Origin of the sequence: Bacillus cereus group sp. BfR-BA-01382 (assembly GCF_022663475.1) — a bacterium.
Lineage (GTDB): Bacteria > Bacillota > Bacilli > Bacillales > Bacillaceae_G > Bacillus_A > Bacillus_A thuringiensis_S.
In genome coordinates, this window is sequence record NZ_JAKUFQ010000026.1 from 1 (window position 1) to 23,618 (window position 23,618).

Sequence of the window (23,618 nt, forward strand, 5' to 3'; positions counted from 1 at the left end):
GTGAAAGAGAGAGGGAGTTTTAAAGAAAAGATAGAAAGACAAAAAAATAAGACCATCATTTATAAGATGGTCAAGGAAGGGGACAATTTATGTCAATTTAATTAGGGATGGAAGCTATTCAAAGACACTGGGGAATGTCTTAAAAATTAGGGAGGAACAGCTTCGATACATATACTATAAAAGGTGGATGTGACCTCTGTGTGAACATAGAGTGAAAGAGAGAGGGAGTTTTAAAGAAAAGATAGAAAGACAAAAAAATAAGACCATCATTTATAAGATGGTCAAGGAAGGGGACAATTTATGTCAATTTAATTAGGGATGGAAGCTATTCAAAGACACTGGGGAATGTCTTAAAAATTAGGGAGGAACAGCTTCGATACATATACTATAAAAGGTGGATGTGACCTCTATGTGAACATAGAGTGAAAGATATGGGGATTTGAAAAATAGTACATATGAAATTGTTATTGCTAGCAATATTGAGCTAGGATATATAGTTTTCCAGCATAAAACAAAAAGGAATCTGAATATAAATAAAAGTTGTAATCTATGAAAAAAAGGATTATGCTCAACTATATTATAAGAATATAAGGTTTGTCCCAATTGTTTAAGGGCTTTTTAAAAGCTTTTTATTTATGAGGGGAAAGCTTCACTTTAATAAGGGAGTTAGTGATATGGAAGTAACAAAAAAACAAGGGCTGTATAATCGTCTTATACGATTAAACCCACCACAAATATTAGCATTAGGTTTTTTCTGCTTAATTGTGGTTGGCGGTTTGTTATTAAAGTTACCATTCGCAACGAAAGCACATATTAGTTGGGTAGATGCTTTCTTTACAGCAACGTCAGCAGCGACCGTAACTGGTTTGGGAGTAGTGGATACAGCAAGTACATTTACGATGTTTGGCGAAATTGTTATTATGTTTTTAATTCAAACAGGTGGTCTAGGTCTTATGACAATTGCCATTTTAATTGTTTGGGTATTAGGCAAAAAAATCGGATTACGCCATCGTTTATTAATTGGAGAAGCATTTAATCAAACAAATATAGGTGGTCTTGTAAAATTAGTAAAGCGTGTCTTTATATTTTCGATTTGTATTGAGCTTATTGGGGTCATCTTTTTATCGTTTCGCTTTATTCCAGAGTTTGGTTTTGGAAAAGGTTTATACTATAGTATTTTTCATGTAATTGCATCTTATAATAATGCAGGATTTGCTTTATGGCCAGATAATTTAACAAGATATGTAGGGGATCCCATTATTAATATTGGGATTTGCTCTTTAATTGTAATAGGTGGACTCGGTTTTACCGTATTAATTGATATATGGTATAGTCGCAGTTTTCGAAAATTATCACTTCACTCAAAAATAATGATTATTGGAACAGTAGTGTTAAATGTTATAGCAATGATTGTAATTTTTGTATTGGAATATAATAATGTGAAGACGTTAGGGAATTTATCTTTAAATGAAAAACTATGGGCTTCCTTCTTTCAAGGTATTACCCCGCGGACAGCTGGATTTAATACGATTGACTATGGAGGTATGGAAGAATCATCTATATTATTTACGATGATTTTAATGTTTATTGGTGCAGGAAGTGTATCAACAGGTGGAGGAATTAAATTAACAACGTTTGTTATCTTAATTACATCTGTCCTTTCTTTCTTTAGAAAAAAGGAAGAAATTGTTTTATTTCAGCGTACAATTAAAATGTCGACAGTAACGAGGGCCTTAGCGATTGCTGTTGCTAGTCAAATACTTATTTTTACAGCGGTATTTATATTAATGCTTACAGAAAACTTCAGCTTTATTCAATTATTATTTGAGACAATATCAGCGTTTGGCACAGTCGGATTAACGATGGGAATTACTGCAAAGCTATCGGCATTCGGAAAATGTATTATTATGTTTGTTATGTTTTGCGGATTAATTGGACCGTTAACACTTGTGTTTTCTTTAGCGCGACCAGCAAAACAAAAAATAAAATATCCATCGGAAGATGTGTTTACAGGATAAGGTATCCCGCGTTAAGCGAGATACCTTTTTCTTTTTTAGAACAGGGAGAACAATAAACCAATAAGTGCTACTCGGAATAAAATTGCGATAAGTGCAGCAATCCCACCGACAACTGCAGCGATACCGCCAGTTACAGTAGCTCCGCGATTATAAGCGTAAATACCGAGTAAAACAGAAACAAGACCAAATAGTGTTGGGAATGTAAATAGCGATAAGATAGATAGCGCAAGAGCGATAAAACCAGCAGTTGATCCAGCGGCGGATGATTTTACAACATCTTTATCGTCTTTATCATCGTAATCATAATCAATGCGTTGTGGTGCAACCTCAGCGGCGTACTCTTCTTTATAGTCACTATAATCACTATCTATTCTATCTCTTCTTTTATAATCATCAAATTTCTCAGTCAAAGTCATGACTCCTTTCATAACAAGGTTCAATAGTAGTATGTATCTCTTTTTCTTTTTTATCCTGCTATTTGTGGGAGTCGAGCTACGTACACATCCTACTGATTAAAGTTTCACTATACCGGAGCATGTACAGGGAGTAGTATCTTTTAAAAGGAGGAAAATGTTTTCTTGAAATAGGAAAAGTTAGTATGACTTCCTCTATTTTGGAAAGTATAAAAAGGAATAAAGAGGAAAGGGTGCAATACATAATGGAACATCCAATTGAAAATTTAATGAAAACGGCAATGACAAATTTAAAAGAGATGGTAGATGTAAATACAATTGTTGGGAGCCCGGTCTCAACAGCTGACGGAAATGTAGTATTAACAGTATCTCAGGTGGCTTTTGGTTTTGGAGCTGGTGGAAGTGATTTTAAAGGGGATTTCATTACTGAAAAACATAACGGTGGGCAAAATCAGCATAAAGAGAAAAAGCAAGGGCATCCATTTGGAGGAGGAAGCGGGGCTGGGGTTTCTATTAGCCCAGTTGCTTTTTTAGTAGTCGGTTCTAACGGTGTGCAAGTATTACACCTCAATAGTAGTACACATTTAATTGAAAAGGCTTTAAATACGGTACCAAGCACTGTAGATAAATTTGTAAATGGTCGCCAAAAGTGAACTTGCATTTTTTAGGAATTATGATATATTAGAAAAAGTGCGCTTTAGGATGATCGGAATAATTGAACTGTAAATATATATGATGTGTGGAATAAGGGAGAGGAATTTATGATTAATATCAAAAACTTAGTAGTTGGTTTATGTATGTTAGTAAGCGGTTTTGTTGTATATGTAATAAAAGAAAAAGCTCCATTCTAAAACAGACAAACCGTTACTGTCTGTTTTTAATTTACAAAAAATGTTGACAAGTTATTTTATTGATGTTAAAATTTTAATTCGTGTCTCGGTTACAGCTAGTATAAAGTAAATAAATCTTATAAATGTAATACGAAAAGTTTGCGAAAGATCGGGTAGTCTTACCAACAACTTTTGTGAACAAACCCTATAAATTATAAGTGTAAGCTTTATAGGTATACTAGTGAATCAAGGAGCGGTCAGTGGAACCGTAATGATGAGAGAGAGGTAGGGCTTTCATCCAGTATATGTTACTTTCCCGTTAGGTGAATATAAAAAAGAGGACTCCTTTTCAAAAGGAGTCCTCTTTCTTTTTTTAAGTGCGAATTTCAACTTGTTGACAAATTTCATCCGTTGTTAAACCGTGAGCTGTAATGACTGATCCTTTAATTGATGCATCTGCAATGCCCATCACATTAGAATCTTGCCCAGTTACAATGCAACAATCACACCCTTGTGCATCCTGTTCTGAGTTAAGTGTAACAACTTCATGACCTTGTTGCTGAAGAGCTTGTTGAACGTCTGTTAATGAGTTTTCAACGCCAATTCTAGCCATAATTCTCACCTCCTACCATCTAATTGCTAGTATGCTCAAGTTCACTGCATATATTTATGAAAAGACGGTAGGAAGTAAATCTTTGTTTAGTCGTTATATACGCCAGTAAGCATTTGACTAACGAATTGATCGTTTAATGTATCTTGTGCAGAAGAAGTATTTGAATGGATGTCGATTGAAGCAATAAAATGATTATGTTCTTGCGTGTTTGGTTCTACCTCTACGTAATTATCGAATTTACAAAAACCTTTCGTGTCCATTAGATCAAATAATTGCAACATTTCTACTACCTCTTGTCTCGTTCCTTTAATTTGTACACATGCCATATTTATTTCCTCCTTCATTTTGACAAATTGTTTTTTAAAAATAGGATTATGATTACGAAATGAAAAATATGAATGTTATTTTTAGACAGCGCTATTTTTGTTATTTTCCCCCTTTTTCAGCAAAAGTCGTTATATATTCCCGGATTTATAAAATCGGACGTCCGTTTATTGAATACAATAGATTCGTATTAATTGATGAAAATCCTTCTTTTAAACAAATATTTTTTTAGTGAAAATTGGCGAAAAAAATTTTCGGACTTTTTGTAAACGTTAACAATGTTGTTAAATCAATATAATTGAAGATGTACGTACGATTAAAAATTATAAATTTTCTAAAAATTTACTTGATTTATTTAAAAAGGAGAGTAAACTAGGAAACAATAAAAAATTCATAGAACATAGGAGGCACTTCCAGTGAATGAGCAATGGATTTTCTTAAATGGAGAATTTGTTCCGAAAGATGAAGCAAAAGTTTCGGTATATGATCATGGCTATTTATATGGCGATGGAGTATTTGAAGGAATTAGAGTTTATAGCGGTAATGTTTTCCGTTTGAGAGAGCATCTTGTCCGGTTGTATGAATCAGCAAAATCAATCCTTTTAGAAATTCCATATTCATTAGATGAAGTAACGAATATTGTTGTTGAGACGATTCGACAAAATAAATTATCTAATGGATACATTCGCCTTGTTGTATCAAGAGGAGCAGGAAATCTTGGATTGGATCCCGATTCATGTAAGAAGCCGAATGTAGTAGTAATTGCAGAACAATTATCTTTATTCCCACAAGAATATTATGAGAAAGGGATTCCAGTTGTAACAGTTGCAACGCGCCGAAATCGTCCCGATGTTTTATCCCCTCAAGTAAAATCTTTAAATTACTTAAACAATATTTTAGTTCGTATTGAAGCGAAATTAGCTGGAGTACAAGAAGCACTTATGTTAAATGATCAAGGATATGTAGCTGAAGGATCAGGAGATAACGTGTTTATTGTTAAAGGAAATAAATTAATTACACCACCAAGTTCTGCTGGAGCGTTAGAAGGTATTACACGAAACGCCATTTTAGAAATCGGCGAAAAACTTGGATATGACGTAAGAGAAGAGTTATTTACAAGACATGATGTATATGTAGCTGATGAAGTGTTTTTAACAGGAACAGCTGCTGAAGTTATTGCTGTTACGACAGTAGATGGTAGAACGATTGGTTTAGGGCAAACGGGTCCACATACGAATCGTTTATTGGAAGAATTCCGAAAGTTAGTTATAGAAGATGGAGAGAAAATTTACGAAGAAAATAAAGTTGGATAACAACTTTTTATAACATAAGAAAGCGTTGAGAGGGAGGAGTAGTTGATTGTGAAGCCTCACAGAGAGTCGGTGGTTGCTGAAAACCGATGGTTCACGTCGACGAACATCGCCCTTGAGTGCTAAGCTGAAGCATTTGTCTAGGCTTAGACGGTAGCTCCGTTATTAGCTAGATCCATTTATGGGTCACTGAGGCAAGAGTATTCTTGCAAAGAAGGGTGGTACCGCGAAATCTTTCGTCCCTTCAGCACATAGCTGGAGTGTGGACGTAGGATTTTTTTTATTGATAAAGGTTTTCAAAAAGGGGGCTTATAAGAACAATGTCTTCAAAAACGGAAGAGAAACTGGCAACTGGTGCACAGCTATTGTTAGAAGCGCTAGAAAAGGAAGGAGTAGAAGTGATTTTCGGTTATCCTGGTGGTGCTGTTTTACCTCTCTATGATGCACTGTATGATTGTGAAATTCCTCATATTTTAACAAGGCATGAGCAAGGAGCAATTCACGCTGCTGAAGGGTATGCCAGAATTACTGGTAATCCAGGGGTTGTCATTGCAACGAGTGGTCCAGGTGCTACAAATGTGATTACTGGTCTAGCAGATGCGATGATTGATTCATTACCACTTGTTGTATTTACAGGGCAAGTAGCAACAACGTTAATTGGAAGTGATGCTTTCCAAGAAGCGGATATTATGGGGCTTACAATGCCGGTGACAAAACATAACTATCAAGTGCGAAAGGCTTCAGATTTACCTCGAATTATTAAAGAAGCATTTCATATTGCTAAAACAGGAAGACCAGGCCCAGTCGTGATCGATCTTCCGAAAGATATGGTAGTAGAGCAAGGAGAACGATGTAATAATGTGCAAATGGATTTACCAGGATACAACCCAAATTATGAACCGAATTTACTCCAAATAAACAAATTATTACAAGCAATTAGTGCTGCAAACAAGCCGTTAATTTTAGCTGGAGCAGGTGTATTGCATGCGAAAGCATCAAAAGAGTTAACAAGTTTTGCGCGTAAATATGAAATTCCTGTTGTGCATACATTACTTGGTCTTGGTGGCTTTCCGCCAGATGATGAACTTTTTCTAGGGATGGGGGGAATGCATGGTTCTTACACAGCCAATATGGCGTTATATGAATGCGACTTACTCATTAATGTAGGCGCGAGATTTGATGATCGGCTTACTGGAAATTTAGCTTATTTTGCTAAAGGAGCGACTGTCGCACATATCGATATCGATCCAGCAGAAATCGGAAAAAATGTGCCGACTGAAATTCCTATTGTTGCAAGTGCTAAGCGGGCATTGGAAGTATTACTTCAACCAGAAGGAAGGAAAGGAAATCATCATGAATGGATCTCTTTATTAAAGAGTAGAAAAGAACAGTATCCATTCTCTTATAAACGAAACTCTGAAAGTATTAAACCTCAATACGCAATTGATATGCTATATGAAATCACGAAAGGAGAAGCGATTGTAACAACAGACGTTGGGCAACATCAAATGTGGGCAGCGCAATATTATCCGCTGAAAAATCCAGATAAATGGGTAACTTCTGGCGGATTGGGAACGATGGGATTCGGATTTCCAGCAGCAATTGGTGCGCAAATCGCAAAGCCTGAAGAACTAGTCATTGCAATTGTTGGTGACGCTGGGTTTCAAATGACTCTACAAGAATTAAGTGTATTAAAAGAACATTCTTTACCTGTTAAAGTATTTATTTTAAATAATGAAGCTTTAGGAATGGTAAGGCAATGGCAAGACGAATTTTATAATCAAAGATATTCACATTCCTTATTGTCGTGTCAACCAGATTTCGTCGCTCTTGCGAATGCGTATGGTATAAAAGCTGTTCGTATTGATGATCCACTTCTTGCAAAGAAGCAGTTGAAGCATGCGATTGAATTAAAAGAACCAGTCTTAATTGATTGCCGTGTACTTCAATCTGAGAAAGTTATGCCGATGGTTGCGCCCGGGAAAGGCGTTCACCAAATGGAAGGAGTGGAAAAAAGGTGAAGAGAATTGTTACAGCGACAGTTCGAAATCAAAGTGGTGTGTTAAACCGAATTACAGGGGTTATGACACGAAGACATTTTAATATTGAAAGTATTTCAGTAGGTCATACGGAATCATCAGATATATCGCGAATGACGATAGTTGTGCATGTGGAAAGTGAACAGCAAGTTGAGCAGTTAATTAAACAACTTCATAAGCAAATCGATGTTCTGAAAGTATCAGATATTACAGAAGAAGCGATGATTGCTAGAGAGCTTGCTCTTATTAAAGTAGCAACTTCTGTAGCAAGGGCGGAATTATATAGTTTAATTGAACCGTTTCGAGCCGCTGTAATAGATGTTGGGAAGGATTCCATAGTTGTGCAAGTAACAGGTACGCAAGATAAAGTGGAAGCGTTAATTGAATTACTTAGACCATACGGTTTGAAAGAAATTGCGAGAACAGGTGTAACAGCATTTACACGTAGTATGAAAAAACAAGATAAGCAAGTTATGTTAATTCAATAATCATTTAAATATAGGGGGAAATGAAAATGGCAAAAGTTTATTATGAGAAAGATGTAACAGTAAATGTATTAAAGGAAAAGAAAGTAGCAATCATCGGATATGGCTCGCAAGGTCATGCGCATGCGCAAAATTTACGTGATAACGGATTTGATGTAGTAGTAGGTTTAAGAAAAGGTAAGTCTTGGGATAAAGCGAATGAAGATGGATTTTCTGTATATACAGTAGCAGAAGCAGCGGAAAAAGCTGATGTAGTAATGATTCTACTGCCTGATGAATTACAACCAGAAGTATATAAAGCTGAAATTGAACCAAATTTACAAGCCGGAAATTCTCTCGTGTTCGCACATGGATTTAATGTTCACTTTGATCAAGTAAAACCACCAGCTAATGTAGATGTATTTCTAGTAGCGCCAAAAGGACCGGGGCATCTCGTACGCCGTACGTTCGCCGAGGGCGGGGCTGTTCCTGCACTATTTGCCGTATATCAAGATGCAACAGGAGTTGCGACTGAAAAAGCACTTTCTTATGCTGACGGAATTGGAGCAACGAGAGCTGGTGTATTAGAAACGACGTTTAAAGAAGAAACAGAAACAGATTTATTTGGAGAGCAAGCTGTACTCTGCGGCGGAGTGACTGCACTTGTAAAAGCAGGGTTTGAAACGTTAGTTGATGCGGGATACCAGCCTGAACTTGCATATTTTGAATGTTTACATGAACTGAAGCTAATCGTTGACCTTATGTATGAAGGTGGACTTGAAAATATGAGATATTCAGTTTCAGATACAGCGCAGTGGGGAGACTTCGTATCAGGACCACGCGTTGTTACTGAAGATACGAAGAAAGCGATGGGGGCAGTATTAGCAGAAATTCAAGATGGTACATTTGCAAGAGGCTGGATTGCAGAGCATAAAGCAGGAAGACCAAATTTCCACGCGACAAATGAGAAAGAGAATGAACATGAAATTGAAGTAGTTGGACGTAAATTACGTGAAATGATGCCTTTCGTACAGCCGCGAGTAAAGGTAGGGATTAAATAATATGAAGCAGATTTTGTTCATGGATACAACGCTTCGTGATGGCGAACAATCACCAGGAGTAAATTTAAATGAACAAGAGAAATTACAAATTGCTAGGCAATTAGAGAGGCTTGGTATTCATGTAATGGAAGCTGGATTCGCGGCAGCTTCCGAAGGTGACTTCCAATCAGTAAAACGCATCGCGAATACAATTCAAAATGCTACGGTTATGAGTTTAGCTAGAGCGAAAGAAAGTGACATTCGAAGAGCATATGAAGCAGTGAAAGGTGCTGTATCTCCTCGTCTACACGTATTTCTAGCTACGAGTGATATTCATATGAAATATAAACTTTGTATGTCAAAAGAAGACGTGTTAAATAGTATTCATCGTTCGGTTACGCTTGGAAAATCATTATTTCCGACAGTACAATTTTCTGCAGAAGATGCGACAAGAACATCGAGAGCATTTTTAGCTGAAGCAGTAGAAACTGCGATTCGCGCAGGAGCGAATGTAATTAATATTCCGGATACAGTTGGATATACGAATCCAGAAGAATATTATTCTCTTTTCAAATACTTACAAGAATCCGTTCCATCATATGAAAAAGCGATTTTTTCTTGTCACTGTCACGATGATCTTGGTATGGCAGTAGCAAATTCGTTAGCTGCGGTTGAAGGCGGAGCATTGCAAGTAGAAGGAACGATTAATGGCATTGGAGAAAGAGCAGGGAATGCAGCGTTAGAAGAAGTTGCGGTTGCTCTTCATATTAGAAAAGATTTTTATAAAGCAGAACCTTCTATGACTTTAAAAGAGATTAAGGCGACGAGTACATTAGTAAGCAGGTTAACGGGTATGGTTGTACCGAAAAATAAAGCAATCGTTGGAGCGAATGCATTTGCTCATGAATCAGGCATCCACCAAGATGGGGTTCTAAAAGAAGTAACAACTTATGAAATTATCGAACCAGCGCTTATAGGAGAATCTCAAAATCTCTTTGTACTTGGGAAACATTCTGGCCGTCATGCGTTTACGGAAAAAATGAAAGAGCTTGGTTATGAATTTACAAATGAAGAGCGAGATGCGGTATTCGAAGCGTTTAAAAAATTGGCTGATCGTAAAAAGGAAATTACTGAGGAAGATTTACGCGCACTTATGCTTGGTGAAGCAGCATTTGCAGCCCAGCAATATAACATTACGCAATTACAAGTGCATTTCGTATCAAATAGTACACAATGCGCAACAGTTGTGCTGAAGGATGAGGAAGGAAATGTATATGAAGATGCAGCCACTGGTTCTGGTAGTATTGAAGCGATATACAATGCGATTCAAAGAATTTTAGGACTAGAATGTGAATTGGCAGATTATCGCATACAATCTATTACACAAGGTCAAGATGCACTTGCTCACGTTCATGTTGAATTAAAAGAAGGTAGTCACCAAATATCAGGTTTCGGAGTTGCGCAAGACGTATTGGAAGCGTCGGCGAGAGCTTATGTCCATGCAGCAGGGAAATTAAAATCTCTTATAGCGCTTGTGAAATAAATATTTGATAGGTGAGAGAAGTTTTCCTCACCTATCAAATTAAAGTTCTGAAAATTCAGTTAAAAGGAGTGTTAAAAATGGAAAAACGTATCGTTTGTTTAGCTGGTGATGGTGTCGGTCCAGAAGTTATGGAAAGTGCGAAGGAAGTATTGCATATGGTAGAAAGGCTATATGGACATCATTTTCATTTGCAAGATGAGTACTTTGGTGGTGTTGCTATCGATTTAACTGGGCAACCATTACCACAGCGAACACTTGCCGCCTGTTTAGCGAGTGATGCGGTTTTACTTGGAGCAGTAGGTGGACCAAGGTGGGATAGTGCGAAAGAAAGGCCTGAGAAAGGATTATTAGCATTAAGAAAAGGACTCGGTGTATTTGCGAATGTTCGCCCTGTAACGGTAGAAAGTGCAACTGCACATTTATCACCATTAAAAAATGTGGATGAAATTGATTTCGTTGTCGTTCGTGAATTAACAGGCGGAATTTATTTTTCTTATCCGAAAGAGCGAACGGAAGAAGTGGCGACAGATACACTTACGTATCATCGCCATGAAATTGAACGTATCGTTTCGTATGCTTTTCAATTAGCGAATAAGCGGAAGAAAAAAGTAACATCTATTGATAAAGCGAATGTTTTAGAGTCTAGTAAACTATGGAGAACTGTGACAGAAGAAGTAGCACTTCGCTACCCAAATGTGGAAGTAGAACACATTTTAGTAGATGCAGCGGCTATGGAATTAATTCGAAATCCAGGAAGATTTGACGTTATTGTAACGGAAAATTTATTTGGTGATATTTTAAGTGATGAGGCTTCAGTATTAGCTGGATCATTAGGAATGCTTCCATCAGCAAGTCACGCTGAAAAGGGGCCTTCATTATACGAGCCTATTCACGGATCAGCGCCGGATATTGCGGGGAAAAATAAGGCGAATCCAATTGCGATGATGCGTTCTGTTGCAATGATGCTTGGGCAATCGTTCGGATTAACGAGGGAAGGATATGCAATTGAAGAAGCAGTTTCTGCAGTCCTTAAATCAGGAAAATGTACAGCAGATATCGGGGGGACTGAAACGACAATTTCATTTACAAAGGCAGTTATTCAAGAAATGGAAGAGCAAGCGTTAGTAGGGAGAGGAAAATAATGGGGAAAAGGTTACTAGATAAGCTTTGGGAAAGACATGTAGTTGCGACTAATGAAAATGGATTGGATTTATTATATATCGATCTACATCTTGTTCATGAAGTAACGTCACCGCAAGCCTTTGAAGGCTTGCGGCTTACAAATCGAAGAGTCCGCAGACCAGATTTAACATTTGCAACGATGGATCATAATATTCCAACGAAAGATGTTTGGAATATTACCGATCGTATTGCGAAGCAGCAACTAGATACACTTCGGGAAAATTGTAAACAATTTCAGGTGCCATTAGCGGATATCGGAGATGAAGAGCAAGGGATCGTTCATGTTATAGGACCAGAACTTGGACTCACACAGCCAGGAAAAACGATTGTTTGTGGTGATAGTCATACAGCAACACACGGTGCTTTTGGTGCACTAGCGTTTGGTATTGGTACGAGTGAAGTGGAACATGTATTGGCAACGCAAACGTTATGGCAACGAAAGCCGAAAGCGATGGGCATTGAGTTAAAAGGAAAGTTACCGCAAGGTGTTTATGCGAAAGATATTATTTTACATCTCCTTTCAAAGTACGGAGTAGCAGTTGGAACAGGTTACGTAATGGAGTTTTACGGAGAGACCATTCATGCTATGGATATGGAAGAGAGGATGACGCTTTGCAATATGGCAATTGAAGGGGGAGCAAAGGCTGGTATTATTGCACCAGATGAAAAAACGGTTGCTTACGTAAAAGGGCGTAAATATGCGCCGAAAGACTATGAATCTATTAAGAAAAAATGGTCAGAACTTTATACAGATTTAGATGCAGTTTATGATTTACATATTTCAGTAGATGTTACGGATTTAGCGCCGTACGTTACGTGGGGAACAAATCCTAGTATGGGTGTTCGGATTGATGAGAAATTGCCAGAAAAGTATGATGTAAATGACGAAAGAGCGTTTTCTTATATGGGATTGAGTCCCGGACAAAGTACGTATGACATTCCAGTTCAACATGTTTTCATTGGATCTTGTACAAATTCTAGGCTTTCTGACTTAGAAATTGCTGCATCTGTCGTGAAAGGTAAGAAAGTAAAAGAAGGTGTGCGAGCACTTGTTGTACCCGGATCTCAAAGGGTAAGAGAAGCAGCGATGCATAAAGGATTACATCGCATATTTGAAGAAGCTGGATTTGAATGGAGAGAGCCCGGATGCTCAATGTGTCTAGGTATGAATCCAGATCAAGTGCCTGAAGGAGAACATTGTGCCTCTACGTCAAATCGCAATTTTGAAGGAAGACAAGGAAAGGGAGCACGAACGCATTTAGTTAGCCCGGCAATGGCGGCTGCGGCTGCGTTATATGGTCATTTTGTTGATATTAGAAAGGAGAGTTATGATGGAGCCATTTCGTATTCATAAAGGTACTGCCGCAGTACTGATGAATGATAACATTGATACAGATCAAATTATTCCGAAGCAATATTTAAAGAGAATTGAAAGAACTGGGTTTGGGAAGTTTTTATTTGATGAGTGGCGATATGATAATAATCGCCAAGAAAACCCTAATTTTCCTCTTAATGCACAAGAAAGAAAAGGAGCCAGCATATTAATTACAGGTGATAATTTTGGATGTGGCTCGTCAAGAGAACATGCTCCATGGGCGCTTGCTGATTATGGTTTCCGCGTTATTATCGCTGGAGGATTTGCCGATATCTTTTATATGAATTGTATGAAGAATGGCATGTTACCGATTGTAATGGATAAAGATATGCGTGAACAACTTGCTAAAACAGATGCGAGGGAACAAATCACAGTTGATTTAGAAAATGAAGTAATTACAACGAATACGCATAGATTCCATTTTACAATCGAGAAAATGTGGAAAGAGAAGTTATTAAATGGTTTAGATGAAATTAGTATTACAATGCAATATGAACAAGAAATAAAAGAGTATGAAAGAAAAGTGGCTTTATATTAAAAAAGTGACGGAATATTAAAAATGTATTTACATTCAAAATTAACTGTTATATACTATGTGAAAATCAGAGGAGAAAGGGAGTAAGTATTATGAATATCGTGCGATCTATTACAATGCTTACACAACTACATCATCATACATGAAACCCTTGAACCTAGCGTGAAAACGTGTAGGTACAAGGGGTATTCCCGTTGTACCTACACTCTATTGAAGAGCCTTGTAGGTATTTTGTCTACAAGGCTCTTTTTATTTTCGGCTTAGGTGAATGAAATCGGCATACATTAGAAGGGGAAAGGTGTGAAAATTTAGATGACAAAATGGAAGCGGGCAAACCCGAATGGAACGAGAGATTATTTATTCGAAGAATGTACATTAATTGAAGAAGTGGAGCAAAAATTAAGGCTTACTTTTTTAGAGAGAGGTTATGAGGAAATAAGAACACCTACAATTGAATTTTATGATGTTTTTGCATTTCAAAATAGACCGATAGATGAAGAGAAGATGTATAAATTTTTTGATGAAAAGGGAAGGATTATCGTTTTACGTCCAGATATGACAATTCCTTTAGCGAGAGTTATTGGAACACAGAGATGGGATACGCCACTTAAAGTGACGTATAGCGGGAATGTATTTCGAGCAAATGAATCCCATTCTGGAAAATATAATGAAATCGTACAAAGTGGTATTGAAGTTATCGGGATTGATAATGTAAGAGCTGAAATTGAATGCGTAATAAGTGTCATTCAAGCACTTCAAAAGTTGAATGTGCAATCTTTTACAATTGAGATTGGGCAAGTACAGTTATATAAATGTATTGTAAAAAAGCTCTCCATCCATGATGAAGAAGAAAGGGTACTTAGAACGTATATAGAAAGTAAAAATTATGCTGCCCTCTCAAATTTCATCGGAGAAAAGAAATTAGATCGATGCGATGAGACAGTAAGATTACTTGAGAAATTACCGAGGCTATTTGGAAATTTAGAAGTTATTGAGGAAGCAGAAAAGCTTGCTTCAAGTAATGAAATGAAAATGGCAATTGCAAGAGTAAAAGAAATGTATGAAACAATGGAAACGTTAGGATATGGTTCTTACATATCAATTGATTTAGGCATGATTCAACACTTAGATTACTATACGGGTGTTATTTTCAAAGGATATATATATGAAATTGGAGAAGAAATCGTTAGTGGCGGAAGATATGATGAGCTAATTGGGAATTTTGGAGAAACGCTGCCGGCTGTTGGACTCGCGGTGCAAGTAAATCAAATTGTGAAGGCGCTACAAGAGCAGCAAGAACCATATGAACGAAATCAAATTGATATTGTGATTCATTATGAGTTAAATAGATTAGCAGAAGCAGAAAGGTTACGAAATTTACTTCGAAAGGACGGGAAAAATGCCTGGTTATCTCTATTCTCTAATTTAAGCGATACCTTTCAATTTGCAAGAAAAAATAAAATAGGAACGGTCGTTGAGGCAAAGAATGAATACTTAGTGGAATATGTGTGGAATGAGAAATGGGTAGTCCAGAAAGAAGGAGAGACTTCATGCGTAACATTCAAATTGCGTTAACGAAAGGAAGATTAGAAAAACATGTAATTCCACTCTTTGAGCAGATTGGAATTGATTGTTCGGAACTCAAAAATAAAGGTCGGAAGCTTGTATTTCAAAGTAAAAATACAAATGTTTCATTTATTTTAGTAAAAGCGGTTGATGTTGCTACTTATGTAGAACATGGGGTAGCTGATATTGGGATCGTTGGAAAAGATATTTTAATGGAAAACGAGAAAGATATTTATGAAATGCTGGATTTAGGAGTAGGGATTTGTAAGTTTTGTGTTGCTTCTATTCCTACGTATAATCCGAAAAGTTACCGGAAGAAAAGAATTGCTACGAAATACCCACATATTACTTCTACTTATTTTCATGATAAGGGAGAGGACGTAGAAATTATTAAAATAGAAGGTTCTGTAGAAATCGCTCCTCTTCTTGGATTGGCAGATGCAATTGTAGATATTGTTGAAACAGGAAAAACATTACAAGAGAATGGACTTATTGTATTTGAGGAAATGCACTCTATATCGGCTCGGATGATTGTAAATAAGGCGGCCTTAAAAACTAAAAAAGACGAAATATTCAGTATTGTAAATATGATGGAGCAAGAAATCTTATCAGGGAAATAGGAGGACTTAAAATGGAAATCATTTATGAAGACTTTAAGGAGGCATTATCTAAAATAAAAGTGCTAAGAGAAAACGCTAATATAATAGAAGAAACTGTTCAAAGAAGTGTAAGAGAAATCATTAGAAATGTAAGGGAAGGGAAAGATGAGGCTTTATCTTTCTATACAAAAAAGTTTGATGGTGTAGAGATGAAAGATTTTTGTGTAAGTGAAGAAGAAATACAGCAAGCGAGTATGCTTGTAGAGAATTCATTTTTAGAAGCTTTAAAAGAGGCGAAGAAAAACATTGTTTCGTATCACGAAAAGCAAAAGAAGTACTCAATATTCGATTGTGAAAGTAAAGGCATAATTAGAGGACAGCTCATTCGGCCATTAGAAAATATAGGTGTATATGTACCGGGTGGGACAGCCTCATATCCTTCTTCAGTATTAATGAATGTATTGCCGGCGAAACTCGCAGGTGTGAAAAAGATTGTAATGGTAACACCGCCGAGGAAAGAAGGAATTGATCCTCATATATTAGCTGCTGCAAATCTTGCGGGGGTAGATGAAATTTATACGATAGGTGGCGCGCAAGCAATTGCGGCTTTAGCATACGGGACGGAATCGATTCCGAAAGTGGATAAAATAGTTGGACCGGGAAATTTGTACGTCGCTCTAGCGAAACGAGAAGTATACGGAATAGTAAATATCGATATGATTGCTGGTCCATCAGAAATTGTAGTTGTCGCGGATGAAACAGGTAATGCAAAATATATCGCAGCGGATTTATTATCGCAAGCAGAGCATGATGAGAGAGCAACGGCAATTTGTATTACAACGAATATGGAACTAGCTAAAGAAGTAGAAAAAGAGGTAGAAAGACAGTTAGAAATGTTACCAAGAAGTGAAATTGCACGTGAATCAATAAATAGAAATGGAGCCATCTTTATCGTTCCTTCTTTAGAGGAGGCACTAAAGTTATCAAATGAAATTGCTCCAGAACATTTAGAGTTACATATAAAAGAACCGATGAATGCTCTAGATTATGTGAAACATGCAGGCTCTATTTTCCTTGGGCCATATGCACCTGAACCGCTCGGGGATTATTTGGCGGGACCGAATCATGTATTACCAACGAGCGGAACGGCAAGATTTTTTTCTCCGTTATCAGTCGATGATTTCGTGAAAAAATCAAGTTTTATTTCTTATACGGAGGAAGCATTAAAAAATGTACAGCATCATATTGTAGAGCTTGCAAATAAAGAAGGGTTACATGCACATGCGAGAGCAATCCAAATAAGGTTAGAGGAGGAAAAATAATGCGTCAGTCCAGTCAAGTACGTCAGACGACAGAAACAAAAATTAAATTAAGTTTGCAGCTTGATGAAAGTACGAATGTATCTATTCAAACGGGGATTGGTTTTTTCGATCATATGCTGACTTTATTTGCTAGACATGGAAGATTTGGATTGCAAGTTGAGGCAGAAGGTGATGTATTTGTCGATGCACATCACACCGTTGAAGATGTTGGAATTGTACTCGGAAATTGCTTGAAAGAAGCATTGCAAAATAAAGAGAGAATTAATCGTTACGGTTCAGCGTATGTACCGATGGATGAATCTTTAGGATTTGTCGCAATTGATATAAGTGGACGCTCATATTGTGTATTTCAAGGGGAATTAACAAATCCGAAGCTCGGGGATTTTGATACAGAATTGACGGAAGAATTTTTTAGAGCAGTTGCACATGCTGCCAATATTACATTACATGCGCGCGTTCTATATGGAAGTAATACACATCACAAAATTGAAGCATTATTTAAAGCTTTTGGTAGAGCGCTTAGAGAAGCGGTCGAAAAAAATGCCAACATTACTGGTGTAAATTCAACGAAAGGGATGTTGTAATTGATTGCCATTATAGATTATGGAATGGGGAATATTCGTAGTGTAGAGCAAGCATTAAAATATATTGGGGCAGAGCACATTGTAACGAGTGATAAAGAAGAGATATTGAGAAGCGATGGCGTGATTTTACCGGGAGTAGGTGCATTTCCGAAAGCGATGGAAGTATTAGAAGAAAGAGATTTAGTGTGTGTACTAAAAGAAGTTTGTGATATAGGAAAACCACTCCTCGGTATATGTTTGGGCATGCAGCTTTTATTTGAACGAAGTGAGGAACTAAAAGGTTGTAGTGGGTTAGGTTTACTACCAGGGGAAATTCGTAAGTTAAAAGTTTCGTATAAAATTCCTCATATGGGATGGAATGAATTAAGGAAGGAAAGAGAATTTCCGCTTTGGAATGGATTAGTAGATGGTTCTTTCGTGTATTATGTTCATTCATATTACGCGGATTGTCCAGATGAAATTGTATGCGGAGTAAGTGATTATGGAATGCAAGTACCAGGGTTTGTAGCGAAAGGAAATGTATTTGGTGCACAGTTTCATCCAGAAAAAAGTGGTGAAATTGGCATGCAAATATTAAAAAATTTTCAAGGGGTGGTAGAAGCATGGAAATCTTCCCGGCTATCGATTTAAAGGAAGGGCGATGCGTTAGACTTTATCAAGGAGAGTTTAGTAAAGAAACGGTGATGAATGAAGATCCGGTAGCGCAGGCGATCATATTTGAAAAGCTTGGAGCGGAAATACTACACATTGTTGATTTAGACGGTGCAATTGCTGGCGAGTCGCTAAATTTTCTCGTCATTGAAAAAATCTGCAAGGCGGTACGTATTCCTGTGCAAGTGGGAGGAGGAATTCGTTCACTTAAAGCGGTGGAGAAGTTATTGTCAGTAGGTGTAGAAAAAGTGATTTTAGGAACAGCGGCTCTTTATGATAAGTCATTTTTAGAGGGAGCAGTTCATCTATATAAAGAGAAAATCATTGTTGGAATTGATGCGAAAAATGGTTTCGTAGCAACGAGAGGTTGGCTTGATTTGTCTGAAATTTCTTATATTAGTTTAGCGAAACAAATGGAAAGTTTAGGTGTTCAAACGATTGTGTTTACAGACATTTCGAAAGACGGGACGCTTGCAGGGCCAAATTTTGAACAATTGACGTTACTTCAAAAAAGTGTGGGCATTCGTCTCATTGCCTCTGGAGGAGTGGCATCTATTCAAGATGTGAAAAAGTTAAATGATATGAATATATATGGTGTCATAATTGGAAAGGCGCTTTACGAGAAAAAGATTGATTTAGAAGAAGTATTACAGGTAACGAAGTTATGTTAGCGAAACGAATTATTCCATGTCTAGATGTGAAAGAAGGGCGAGTCGTAAAGGGTGTAAATTTTATAGGATTACAAGATGTCGGTGATCCGGTTGAAATAGCTGAAGCATATAACGAGGCAGGGGCAGATGAAATCGTATTTTTAGATATTACGGCGACCCATGAAGGAAGAAAAACGATTATAGATGTTGTAGAAAAAACAGCAGCAAAAGTATTTATTCCTCTTACGGTTGGCGGGGGGATTTCAAGTGTGAAAGATATGTACAATTTACTAAGAGCTGGAGCAGACAAAGTTTCAATAAACTCAGCGGCAGTGCGAAACCCGAAGCTAATCGAAGAAGGGGCAGAACACTTTGGATCACAATGTATTGTCGTCGCAATTGACGCTAGAAAAGTAGCGGAAGATAAATGGAACGTATACGTCAACGGTGGAAGAGTTGACACAGAAATGGATGCTATAGAATGGGCGAAGCGTGTTGTTAAGCTCGGGGCGGGTGAAATTTTGTTAACGAGTATGGATGCAGATGGAACGAAAAGTGGATATGATCTTCGTTTAACAGAAGAGATTTCAAAAAGTGTTTCCATTCCAGTCATCGCATCAGGGGGCTGTGGTCATACGGATCACATTATAGAAGTTTTTCAAAAGACAACGGTTGATGCAGCGTTAGCGGCATCCATATTTCATTATGGTGAGGCGACAGTGCAGAGTGTAAAGCGAAAATTAAGAGATGCAAATGTTGAGGTGCGGTTATGAAACCTAATTTTTCAAAAGGATTAATACCAGCAATTGTCATCGAAGAAGGTACGAAAGAAGTTTTAATGCTAGCTTATATGAATGAAGACGCATATGAAAAAACGTTAGAGACGAAAAGAACATGGTTTTATTCTCGTTCGAGGCAGTCGTTATGGAATAAGGGAGAAACATCAGGGAATGTTCAATATGTGCAATCTCTATACTTAGATTGTGATCAAGATTCAATTGTTGTGAATGTGAAACAAGTAGGGCCTGCTTGTCATACGGGGGAGAAGACATGCTTTCACTATCAAATTATATAGGGGGGATACATATGGAAAATGCCTTTAAGTTGCTGTATAAAACAATTGAAGAACGAAAGGAAAGCCCACTTCCTGAATCGTATACAAATTATTTATTTTCAAAAGGAGAAGATAAAATTTTAAAGAAAATTGGTGAAGAGTGCGCTGAAGTAATTATCGCATGTAAAAATAATGATAAAGAAGAAGTAGTGAAAGAAATGGTTGATGTATTTTATCACTGTTTCGTTTTATTGGCTGAAAAAAATATTGCATTGGAAGATGTCATGCGAGAGGTGAAAGAACGAAATGGAAAGCTTTCGAGAGTTGGGGATAGAAGGGAAATAGATACATTATAAGGGGGAATGTATATGAAAGTAGATTATCATCTTCACTTAGAAGAAGGACCGTATTCAATAAGATGGCTTGCTAAAATAAATGAAGCGTTGGAATGTTATGAACCGCTTCAAGAAAGGCATTCTATTGATTGGCTTATGAAAACACAAGAGCGTTTGCAAAAGCGTGTGAAGGAAGGGCCATTTACAAAAGAATGGATGGATCTCTATTTAGAAGAAGCTGTGCGAAAAGGAATAAAAGAAGTGGGAATTGTTGATCATCTATATCGTTTTCATGAAGCGAAAGGATATTATGAAAAATATGTAGATATTAGTGATTCTAAGCTTGGTCGTATACAGAAGGAATGGTTAGATCAAGTAAGGGTAGTTTCACTGTATGATTTTACAAAGGCAATTGAAGAAGCGAAAGAACGATGGAGTAAAAGAGGTGTCACACTTAAACTTGGAATTGAAGCGGATTATTTTCTTGATTGTGAAGGAGAGTTAAAAGAATTATTAGCGCTAGGAGACTTTGATTATGTAATTGGTTCCGTTCATTTTCTAAATGGCTGGGGATTTGATAATCCGGATACGAAAGAATATTTTGAGGTGCATGACCTACGCACATTATACGATACGTTTTTTAAAACAGTTGAGAGTGCGATTCATACAGAGTTATTTGATATTATCGCTCATCTTGATAATATAAAAGTATTTAATTATCGATTGGATGAGAATGAACAGCTTTCTTATTATAAGGAAATTGCCTGTGCGTTAGTAGAAACGAATACGGCAACAGAAATAAATGCAGGACTGTACTATCGTTACCCTGTTCGTGAGATGTGCCCAAGTCCACTATATTTACAAGTATTAGCTAAGTATGGTGTTCCAATTACGATTTCTTCGGATGCCCATTATCCAAATGATTTAGGGAATTATGTACAAGAAAATGTACAAACATTACGAGCTCACGGTGTTACTCAGGTCGCAACATTTACGAAGCGAGCAAGAGTAATGAGGTTGCTTGAAGAAGAAGTAACAAATTTAAAATGAAACGCGATTTTTTGATGAAAACCGTCCTTTTTGTTCAAAATAAGAAAGAATGAAAAGGAGGGTAAGAAATGGCGAAACAACAAAATAAACAAAATGTACAAGTTGCACAGCAACAAGCTTATACGTCTGAAACGAATGCTGCATCTCAATCGGTTATTGAGGAGCAAATTAGCGATACGGTTGCAGAAGGAACTATTGATGTGAAGCTCGGAAAAGAATCGCAGGAAAAAGCGTAAGAAGAGGGGAGAGTTGTATCTCCTCTTTTTTTATGGAAAAGTGTCGATTTTCAAAACTATAATCAAATTCCTTGGTTTTTATATATGGATTTCTTACAATGAAATATAAGAGATATCTTATTTTCTATAGAAGAGGTGTTAGTAGTGGCAAAAATATTAGTAGCGGGAAAAATTCCAGAAATTGGATTAGAACTATTAAAAGATCATGATGTAGAAATGTACGATAAAGAGGAGTTAATTTCTATAGATGAATTAACAGAGCGTGTAAAAGATAAAGATGCATTGTTAAGTTTACTTTCAACAAAGGTGCCAAAAGAAGTTATTGATGCAGCGCCTCATTTAAAGATTGTTGCAAACTATGGTGCTGGTTACGACAATATTGATTACACGTATGCTGGGGAAAAAGGAATTGCAGTAACGAATACACCGAAAGTATCAACGGAAGCGACTGCAGAATTAACATTTGCACTTCTTTTAGCAGCGGCGCGTAGAATTCCTGAAGGGGATACGTTATGTCGTACGACTGGATTTAACGGATGGGCACCGTTATTTTTCTTAGGACGAGAAGTCCACGGTAAGACAATTGGAATTATTGGTCTTGGAGAAATCGGGAAGGCTGTTGCAAAACGTGCGAGAGCATTTGGAATGGGTGTTTTATATACAGGGCCAAATCGTAAGCTTGAAGCTGAAAGTGAACTGGGAGCAACGTATGTGACGTTGGAAGAATTATTACAAACAGCAGATTTTATTACAATTAACTGTGCTTATAATCCAAAATTACATCATATGATTGATGAAGAGCAGTTTAAAATGATGAAGAAAACAGCGTATATTGTAAATGCTTCACGTGGACCAATTATGAATGAAGCGGCACTTGCTCATGCATTAAAAACGAATGAAATTGAAGGGGCAGCTCTTGATGTGTTTGAATTTGAACCGAAAATTACAGAAGAGCTAAAAGAATTAAAGAATGTAGTGCTTGCTCCACACGTAGGGAATGCAACGTTTGAAACTCGTGATGCGATGGCTGAAATGGCTGTCAGAAATATTTTAGCTGTATTAAACGGCGAAGAGCCAGTAACACCTGTAAATCAAAAGGTATTAGTCACAAAATAAAAAGAAACCTTCCGGACTCGGAAGGTTTCTTATTTTTCTTTATTCGCTTTTTTAGACGGTCTTTGTCTAATGAATTGAGATAACATGTACAAAATATATAGTGGAATGGCAATGAATAAGAAAACAGAAAAATTGCCAAATCCTGTTTGATACATTGTAATAATGATTCCAACTAAAAATAGTGTAATAATGATGCTATATCGTGGAATTGGTACATCTTTTAAACTTGGGATACGAATGCGGCTCACCATTAAAAATGCGAACGTTACAAATACGGTAATAAGAACGATTTTTGGAATGGTATGTGAAAATAATGTTAAGAAAGCAACAAGCCCTCCCGCTGCTGTAATCGGTACTCCAGTGAAATATTTCATTGAAGTAGAAGATGGTGTTACATTAAATCGTGCTAAACGATATGCCCCGAAAAGAGGGAATAATCCCGCTATGTATAATCCGATGATTCCGTAGTTTGAGAAAGATGTGTAATACATTAAAACAGCAGGTGCTGCACCAAATGTTACGACATCTGCAAGCGAGTCGAGCTCTTTTCCCATTTGTGAATCAACACGTAATAAACGAGCAACACGACCATCAAGACTATCTAACATCATCCCGATAAGTACTAAAATAGCAGCTGATTTATAATATCCTAAAGATGCATAGCCGATTGATAAAAATCCGCTATATAAATTTCCGAGCGTAAATAAGTTTGGAATAGCTGCTCTATACAAAATCTGATCCCTTGCTTTCTGTAATAAATTCTTAATTA

At 37.0% G+C, this 23,618-nt stretch carries 27 protein-coding genes and 1 other annotated feature; of the genes, 23 read left to right on the top strand and 4 right to left on the bottom strand.

Annotation, left to right across the window (positions count from 1 at the left end):
- Positions 1-674 precede the first annotated feature (674 nt).
- Positions 675-2,018: a TrkH family potassium uptake protein gene (locus MR160_RS12950; RefSeq protein WP_000454114.1), complete on the top strand. Its 1,344-nt coding sequence runs from the start codon at positions 675-677 to the stop codon at positions 2,016-2,018.
- A gap of 35 nt (positions 2,019-2,053) precedes the next feature.
- Here the strand turns inward: MR160_RS12950 and MR160_RS12955 are convergent, their stop codons facing one another.
- On the bottom strand, positions 2,054-2,428 hold the full coding sequence (locus MR160_RS12955) for a hypothetical protein (protein WP_000136546.1): 375 nt from the start codon (positions 2,426-2,428) through the stop codon (positions 2,054-2,056).
- 188 nt (positions 2,429-2,616) lie between these two features.
- Here MR160_RS12955 and ytfJ point away from each other — a divergent pair, with 188 nt between their 5' ends.
- Both ytfJ and MR160_RS12965 read left to right on the top strand, forming a co-directional pair.
- Complete coding sequence (gene ytfJ, locus MR160_RS12960; RefSeq protein WP_000204240.1) at positions 2,617-3,084, top strand: GerW family sporulation protein; 468 nt, start codon at positions 2,617-2,619, stop codon at positions 3,082-3,084.
- 108 nt (positions 3,085-3,192) lie between these two features.
- Positions 3,193-3,282, top strand: a complete 90-nt coding sequence (locus MR160_RS12965) for a hypothetical protein (RefSeq protein ID WP_000608225.1) — start codon at positions 3,193-3,195, stop codon at positions 3,280-3,282.
- A gap of 352 nt (positions 3,283-3,634) precedes the next feature.
- Here the strand turns inward: MR160_RS12965 and MR160_RS12970 are convergent, their stop codons facing one another.
- Both MR160_RS12970 and MR160_RS12975 read right to left on the bottom strand, forming a co-directional pair.
- Positions 3,635-3,874: a YkuS family protein gene (locus tag MR160_RS12970; RefSeq protein ID WP_000101016.1), complete on the bottom strand. Its 240-nt coding sequence runs from the start codon at positions 3,872-3,874 to the stop codon at positions 3,635-3,637.
- Positions 3,875-3,960: 86 nt separating this feature from the next.
- Positions 3,961-4,200, bottom strand: a complete 240-nt coding sequence (locus tag MR160_RS12975) for a DUF3911 family protein (protein ID WP_000752514.1) — start codon at positions 4,198-4,200, stop codon at positions 3,961-3,963.
- A gap of 414 nt (positions 4,201-4,614) precedes the next feature.
- On the opposite strand from MR160_RS12975, the gene ilvE reads away from it, so the two are divergent.
- The 20 genes from ilvE (at position 4,615) to MR160_RS13075 (ending at position 22,849) form a co-directional block, all read left to right on the top strand.
- Positions 4,615-5,511 carry a branched-chain-amino-acid transaminase gene (ilvE, locus tag MR160_RS12980; protein WP_001005485.1) on the top strand — a complete coding sequence of 299 codons (897 nt, stop codon included), beginning with the start codon at positions 4,615-4,617 and terminating at the stop codon, positions 5,509-5,511.
- A gap of 16 nt (positions 5,512-5,527) precedes the next feature.
- Positions 5,528-5,755, top strand: a binding site (T-box leader).
- A 73-nt stretch (positions 5,756-5,828) separates the two neighbouring features.
- Positions 5,829-7,529, top strand: coding sequence for an acetolactate synthase large subunit (gene ilvB, locus MR160_RS12985; protein ID WP_218226366.1), 1,701 nt, complete (start codon positions 5,829-5,831; stop codon positions 7,527-7,529).
- The gene (ilvN, locus tag MR160_RS12990; RefSeq protein ID WP_000822952.1) at positions 7,526-8,035 is read left to right on the top strand and encodes an acetolactate synthase small subunit; all 510 of its coding nucleotides are present in this window, start codon (positions 7,526-7,528) and stop codon (positions 8,033-8,035) included. Before ilvB ends, ilvN begins: the two co-directional genes overlap by 4 nt.
- A gap of 26 nt (positions 8,036-8,061) precedes the next feature.
- Entirely contained in the window at positions 8,062-9,072 is a 1,011-nt protein-coding gene (gene ilvC, locus MR160_RS12995) for a ketol-acid reductoisomerase (RefSeq protein ID WP_001151745.1), read from the top strand.
- Between the two features lies 1 nt (position 9,073).
- Entirely contained in the window at positions 9,074-10,594 is a 1,521-nt protein-coding gene (leuA, locus tag MR160_RS13000; protein WP_000809594.1) for a 2-isopropylmalate synthase, read from the top strand.
- A gap of 77 nt (positions 10,595-10,671) precedes the next feature.
- Positions 10,672-11,736, top strand: a complete 1,065-nt coding sequence (gene leuB / locus MR160_RS13005) for a 3-isopropylmalate dehydrogenase (RefSeq protein WP_000415389.1) — start codon at positions 10,672-10,674, stop codon at positions 11,734-11,736.
- A complete protein-coding gene (gene leuC / locus MR160_RS13010) occupies positions 11,736-13,130 on the top strand; it encodes a 3-isopropylmalate dehydratase large subunit (RefSeq protein ID WP_097826496.1) in 1,395 nt (464 codons plus the stop codon). Before leuB ends, leuC begins: the two co-directional genes overlap by 1 nt.
- Positions 13,108-13,689 (top strand): 3-isopropylmalate dehydratase small subunit, encoded by a 582-nt coding sequence (leuD, locus tag MR160_RS13015; RefSeq protein WP_000433191.1) that lies wholly within the window; start codon positions 13,108-13,110, stop codon positions 13,687-13,689. Before leuC ends, leuD begins: the two co-directional genes overlap by 23 nt.
- Positions 13,690-13,998: 309 nt before the next feature.
- Positions 13,999-15,261 carry an ATP phosphoribosyltransferase regulatory subunit gene (locus MR160_RS13020; protein WP_000170302.1) on the top strand — a complete coding sequence of 421 codons (1,263 nt, stop codon included), beginning with the start codon at positions 13,999-14,001 and terminating at the stop codon, positions 15,259-15,261.
- On the top strand, positions 15,237-15,872 hold the full coding sequence (hisG, locus tag MR160_RS13025) for an ATP phosphoribosyltransferase (RefSeq protein WP_001244492.1): 636 nt from the start codon (positions 15,237-15,239) through the stop codon (positions 15,870-15,872). Before MR160_RS13020 ends, hisG begins: the two co-directional genes overlap by 25 nt.
- A gap of 11 nt (positions 15,873-15,883) precedes the next feature.
- The gene (gene hisD, locus MR160_RS13030; protein WP_000402916.1) at positions 15,884-17,173 is read left to right on the top strand and encodes a histidinol dehydrogenase; all 1,290 of its coding nucleotides are present in this window, start codon (positions 15,884-15,886) and stop codon (positions 17,171-17,173) included.
- Positions 17,173-17,757 (top strand): imidazoleglycerol-phosphate dehydratase HisB, encoded by a 585-nt coding sequence (gene hisB, locus MR160_RS13035; RefSeq protein ID WP_001249962.1) that lies wholly within the window; start codon positions 17,173-17,175, stop codon positions 17,755-17,757. Before hisD ends, hisB begins: the two co-directional genes overlap by 1 nt.
- Positions 17,758-18,387 (top strand): imidazole glycerol phosphate synthase subunit HisH, encoded by a 630-nt coding sequence (gene hisH, locus MR160_RS13040; protein WP_000560346.1) that lies wholly within the window; start codon positions 17,758-17,760, stop codon positions 18,385-18,387.
- Positions 18,360-19,079 (top strand): 1-(5-phosphoribosyl)-5-[(5-phosphoribosylamino)methylideneamino]imidazole-4-carboxamide isomerase, encoded by a 720-nt coding sequence (hisA, locus tag MR160_RS13045; RefSeq protein WP_242297439.1) that lies wholly within the window; start codon positions 18,360-18,362, stop codon positions 19,077-19,079. Before hisH ends, hisA begins: the two co-directional genes overlap by 28 nt.
- Complete coding sequence (gene hisF / locus MR160_RS13050) at positions 19,073-19,831, top strand: imidazoleglycerol phosphate synthase cyclase subunit (protein WP_000880105.1); 759 nt, start codon at positions 19,073-19,075, stop codon at positions 19,829-19,831. Before hisA ends, hisF begins: the two co-directional genes overlap by 7 nt.
- The gene (gene hisI / locus MR160_RS13055; protein WP_000803959.1) at positions 19,828-20,133 is read left to right on the top strand and encodes a phosphoribosyl-AMP cyclohydrolase; all 306 of its coding nucleotides are present in this window, start codon (positions 19,828-19,830) and stop codon (positions 20,131-20,133) included. Before hisF ends, hisI begins: the two co-directional genes overlap by 4 nt.
- An 11-nt stretch (positions 20,134-20,144) precedes the next feature.
- Positions 20,145-20,468, top strand: a complete 324-nt coding sequence (gene hisE / locus MR160_RS13060; protein ID WP_000426355.1) for a phosphoribosyl-ATP diphosphatase — start codon at positions 20,145-20,147, stop codon at positions 20,466-20,468.
- Between the two features lie 12 nt (positions 20,469-20,480).
- Positions 20,481-21,497, top strand: coding sequence for a histidinol phosphate phosphatase domain-containing protein (locus MR160_RS13065; protein WP_000861857.1), 1,017 nt, complete (start codon positions 20,481-20,483; stop codon positions 21,495-21,497).
- A gap of 68 nt (positions 21,498-21,565) precedes the next feature.
- A complete protein-coding gene (locus tag MR160_RS13070) occupies positions 21,566-21,733 on the top strand; it encodes a DUF4025 domain-containing protein (RefSeq protein WP_001118893.1) in 168 nt (55 codons plus the stop codon).
- A gap of 144 nt (positions 21,734-21,877) precedes the next feature.
- Positions 21,878-22,849, top strand: coding sequence for an NAD(P)-dependent oxidoreductase (locus MR160_RS13075; protein ID WP_001062837.1), 972 nt, complete (start codon positions 21,878-21,880; stop codon positions 22,847-22,849).
- 29 nt (positions 22,850-22,878) lie between these two features.
- Here MR160_RS13075 and pssA read toward each other — a convergent pair whose 3' ends face one another.
- On the bottom strand, positions 22,879-23,580 hold the full coding sequence (gene pssA / locus MR160_RS13080) for a CDP-diacylglycerol--serine O-phosphatidyltransferase (RefSeq protein WP_000285417.1): 702 nt from the start codon (positions 23,578-23,580) through the stop codon (positions 22,879-22,881).
- Positions 23,581-23,618: the final 38 nt, after the last annotated feature.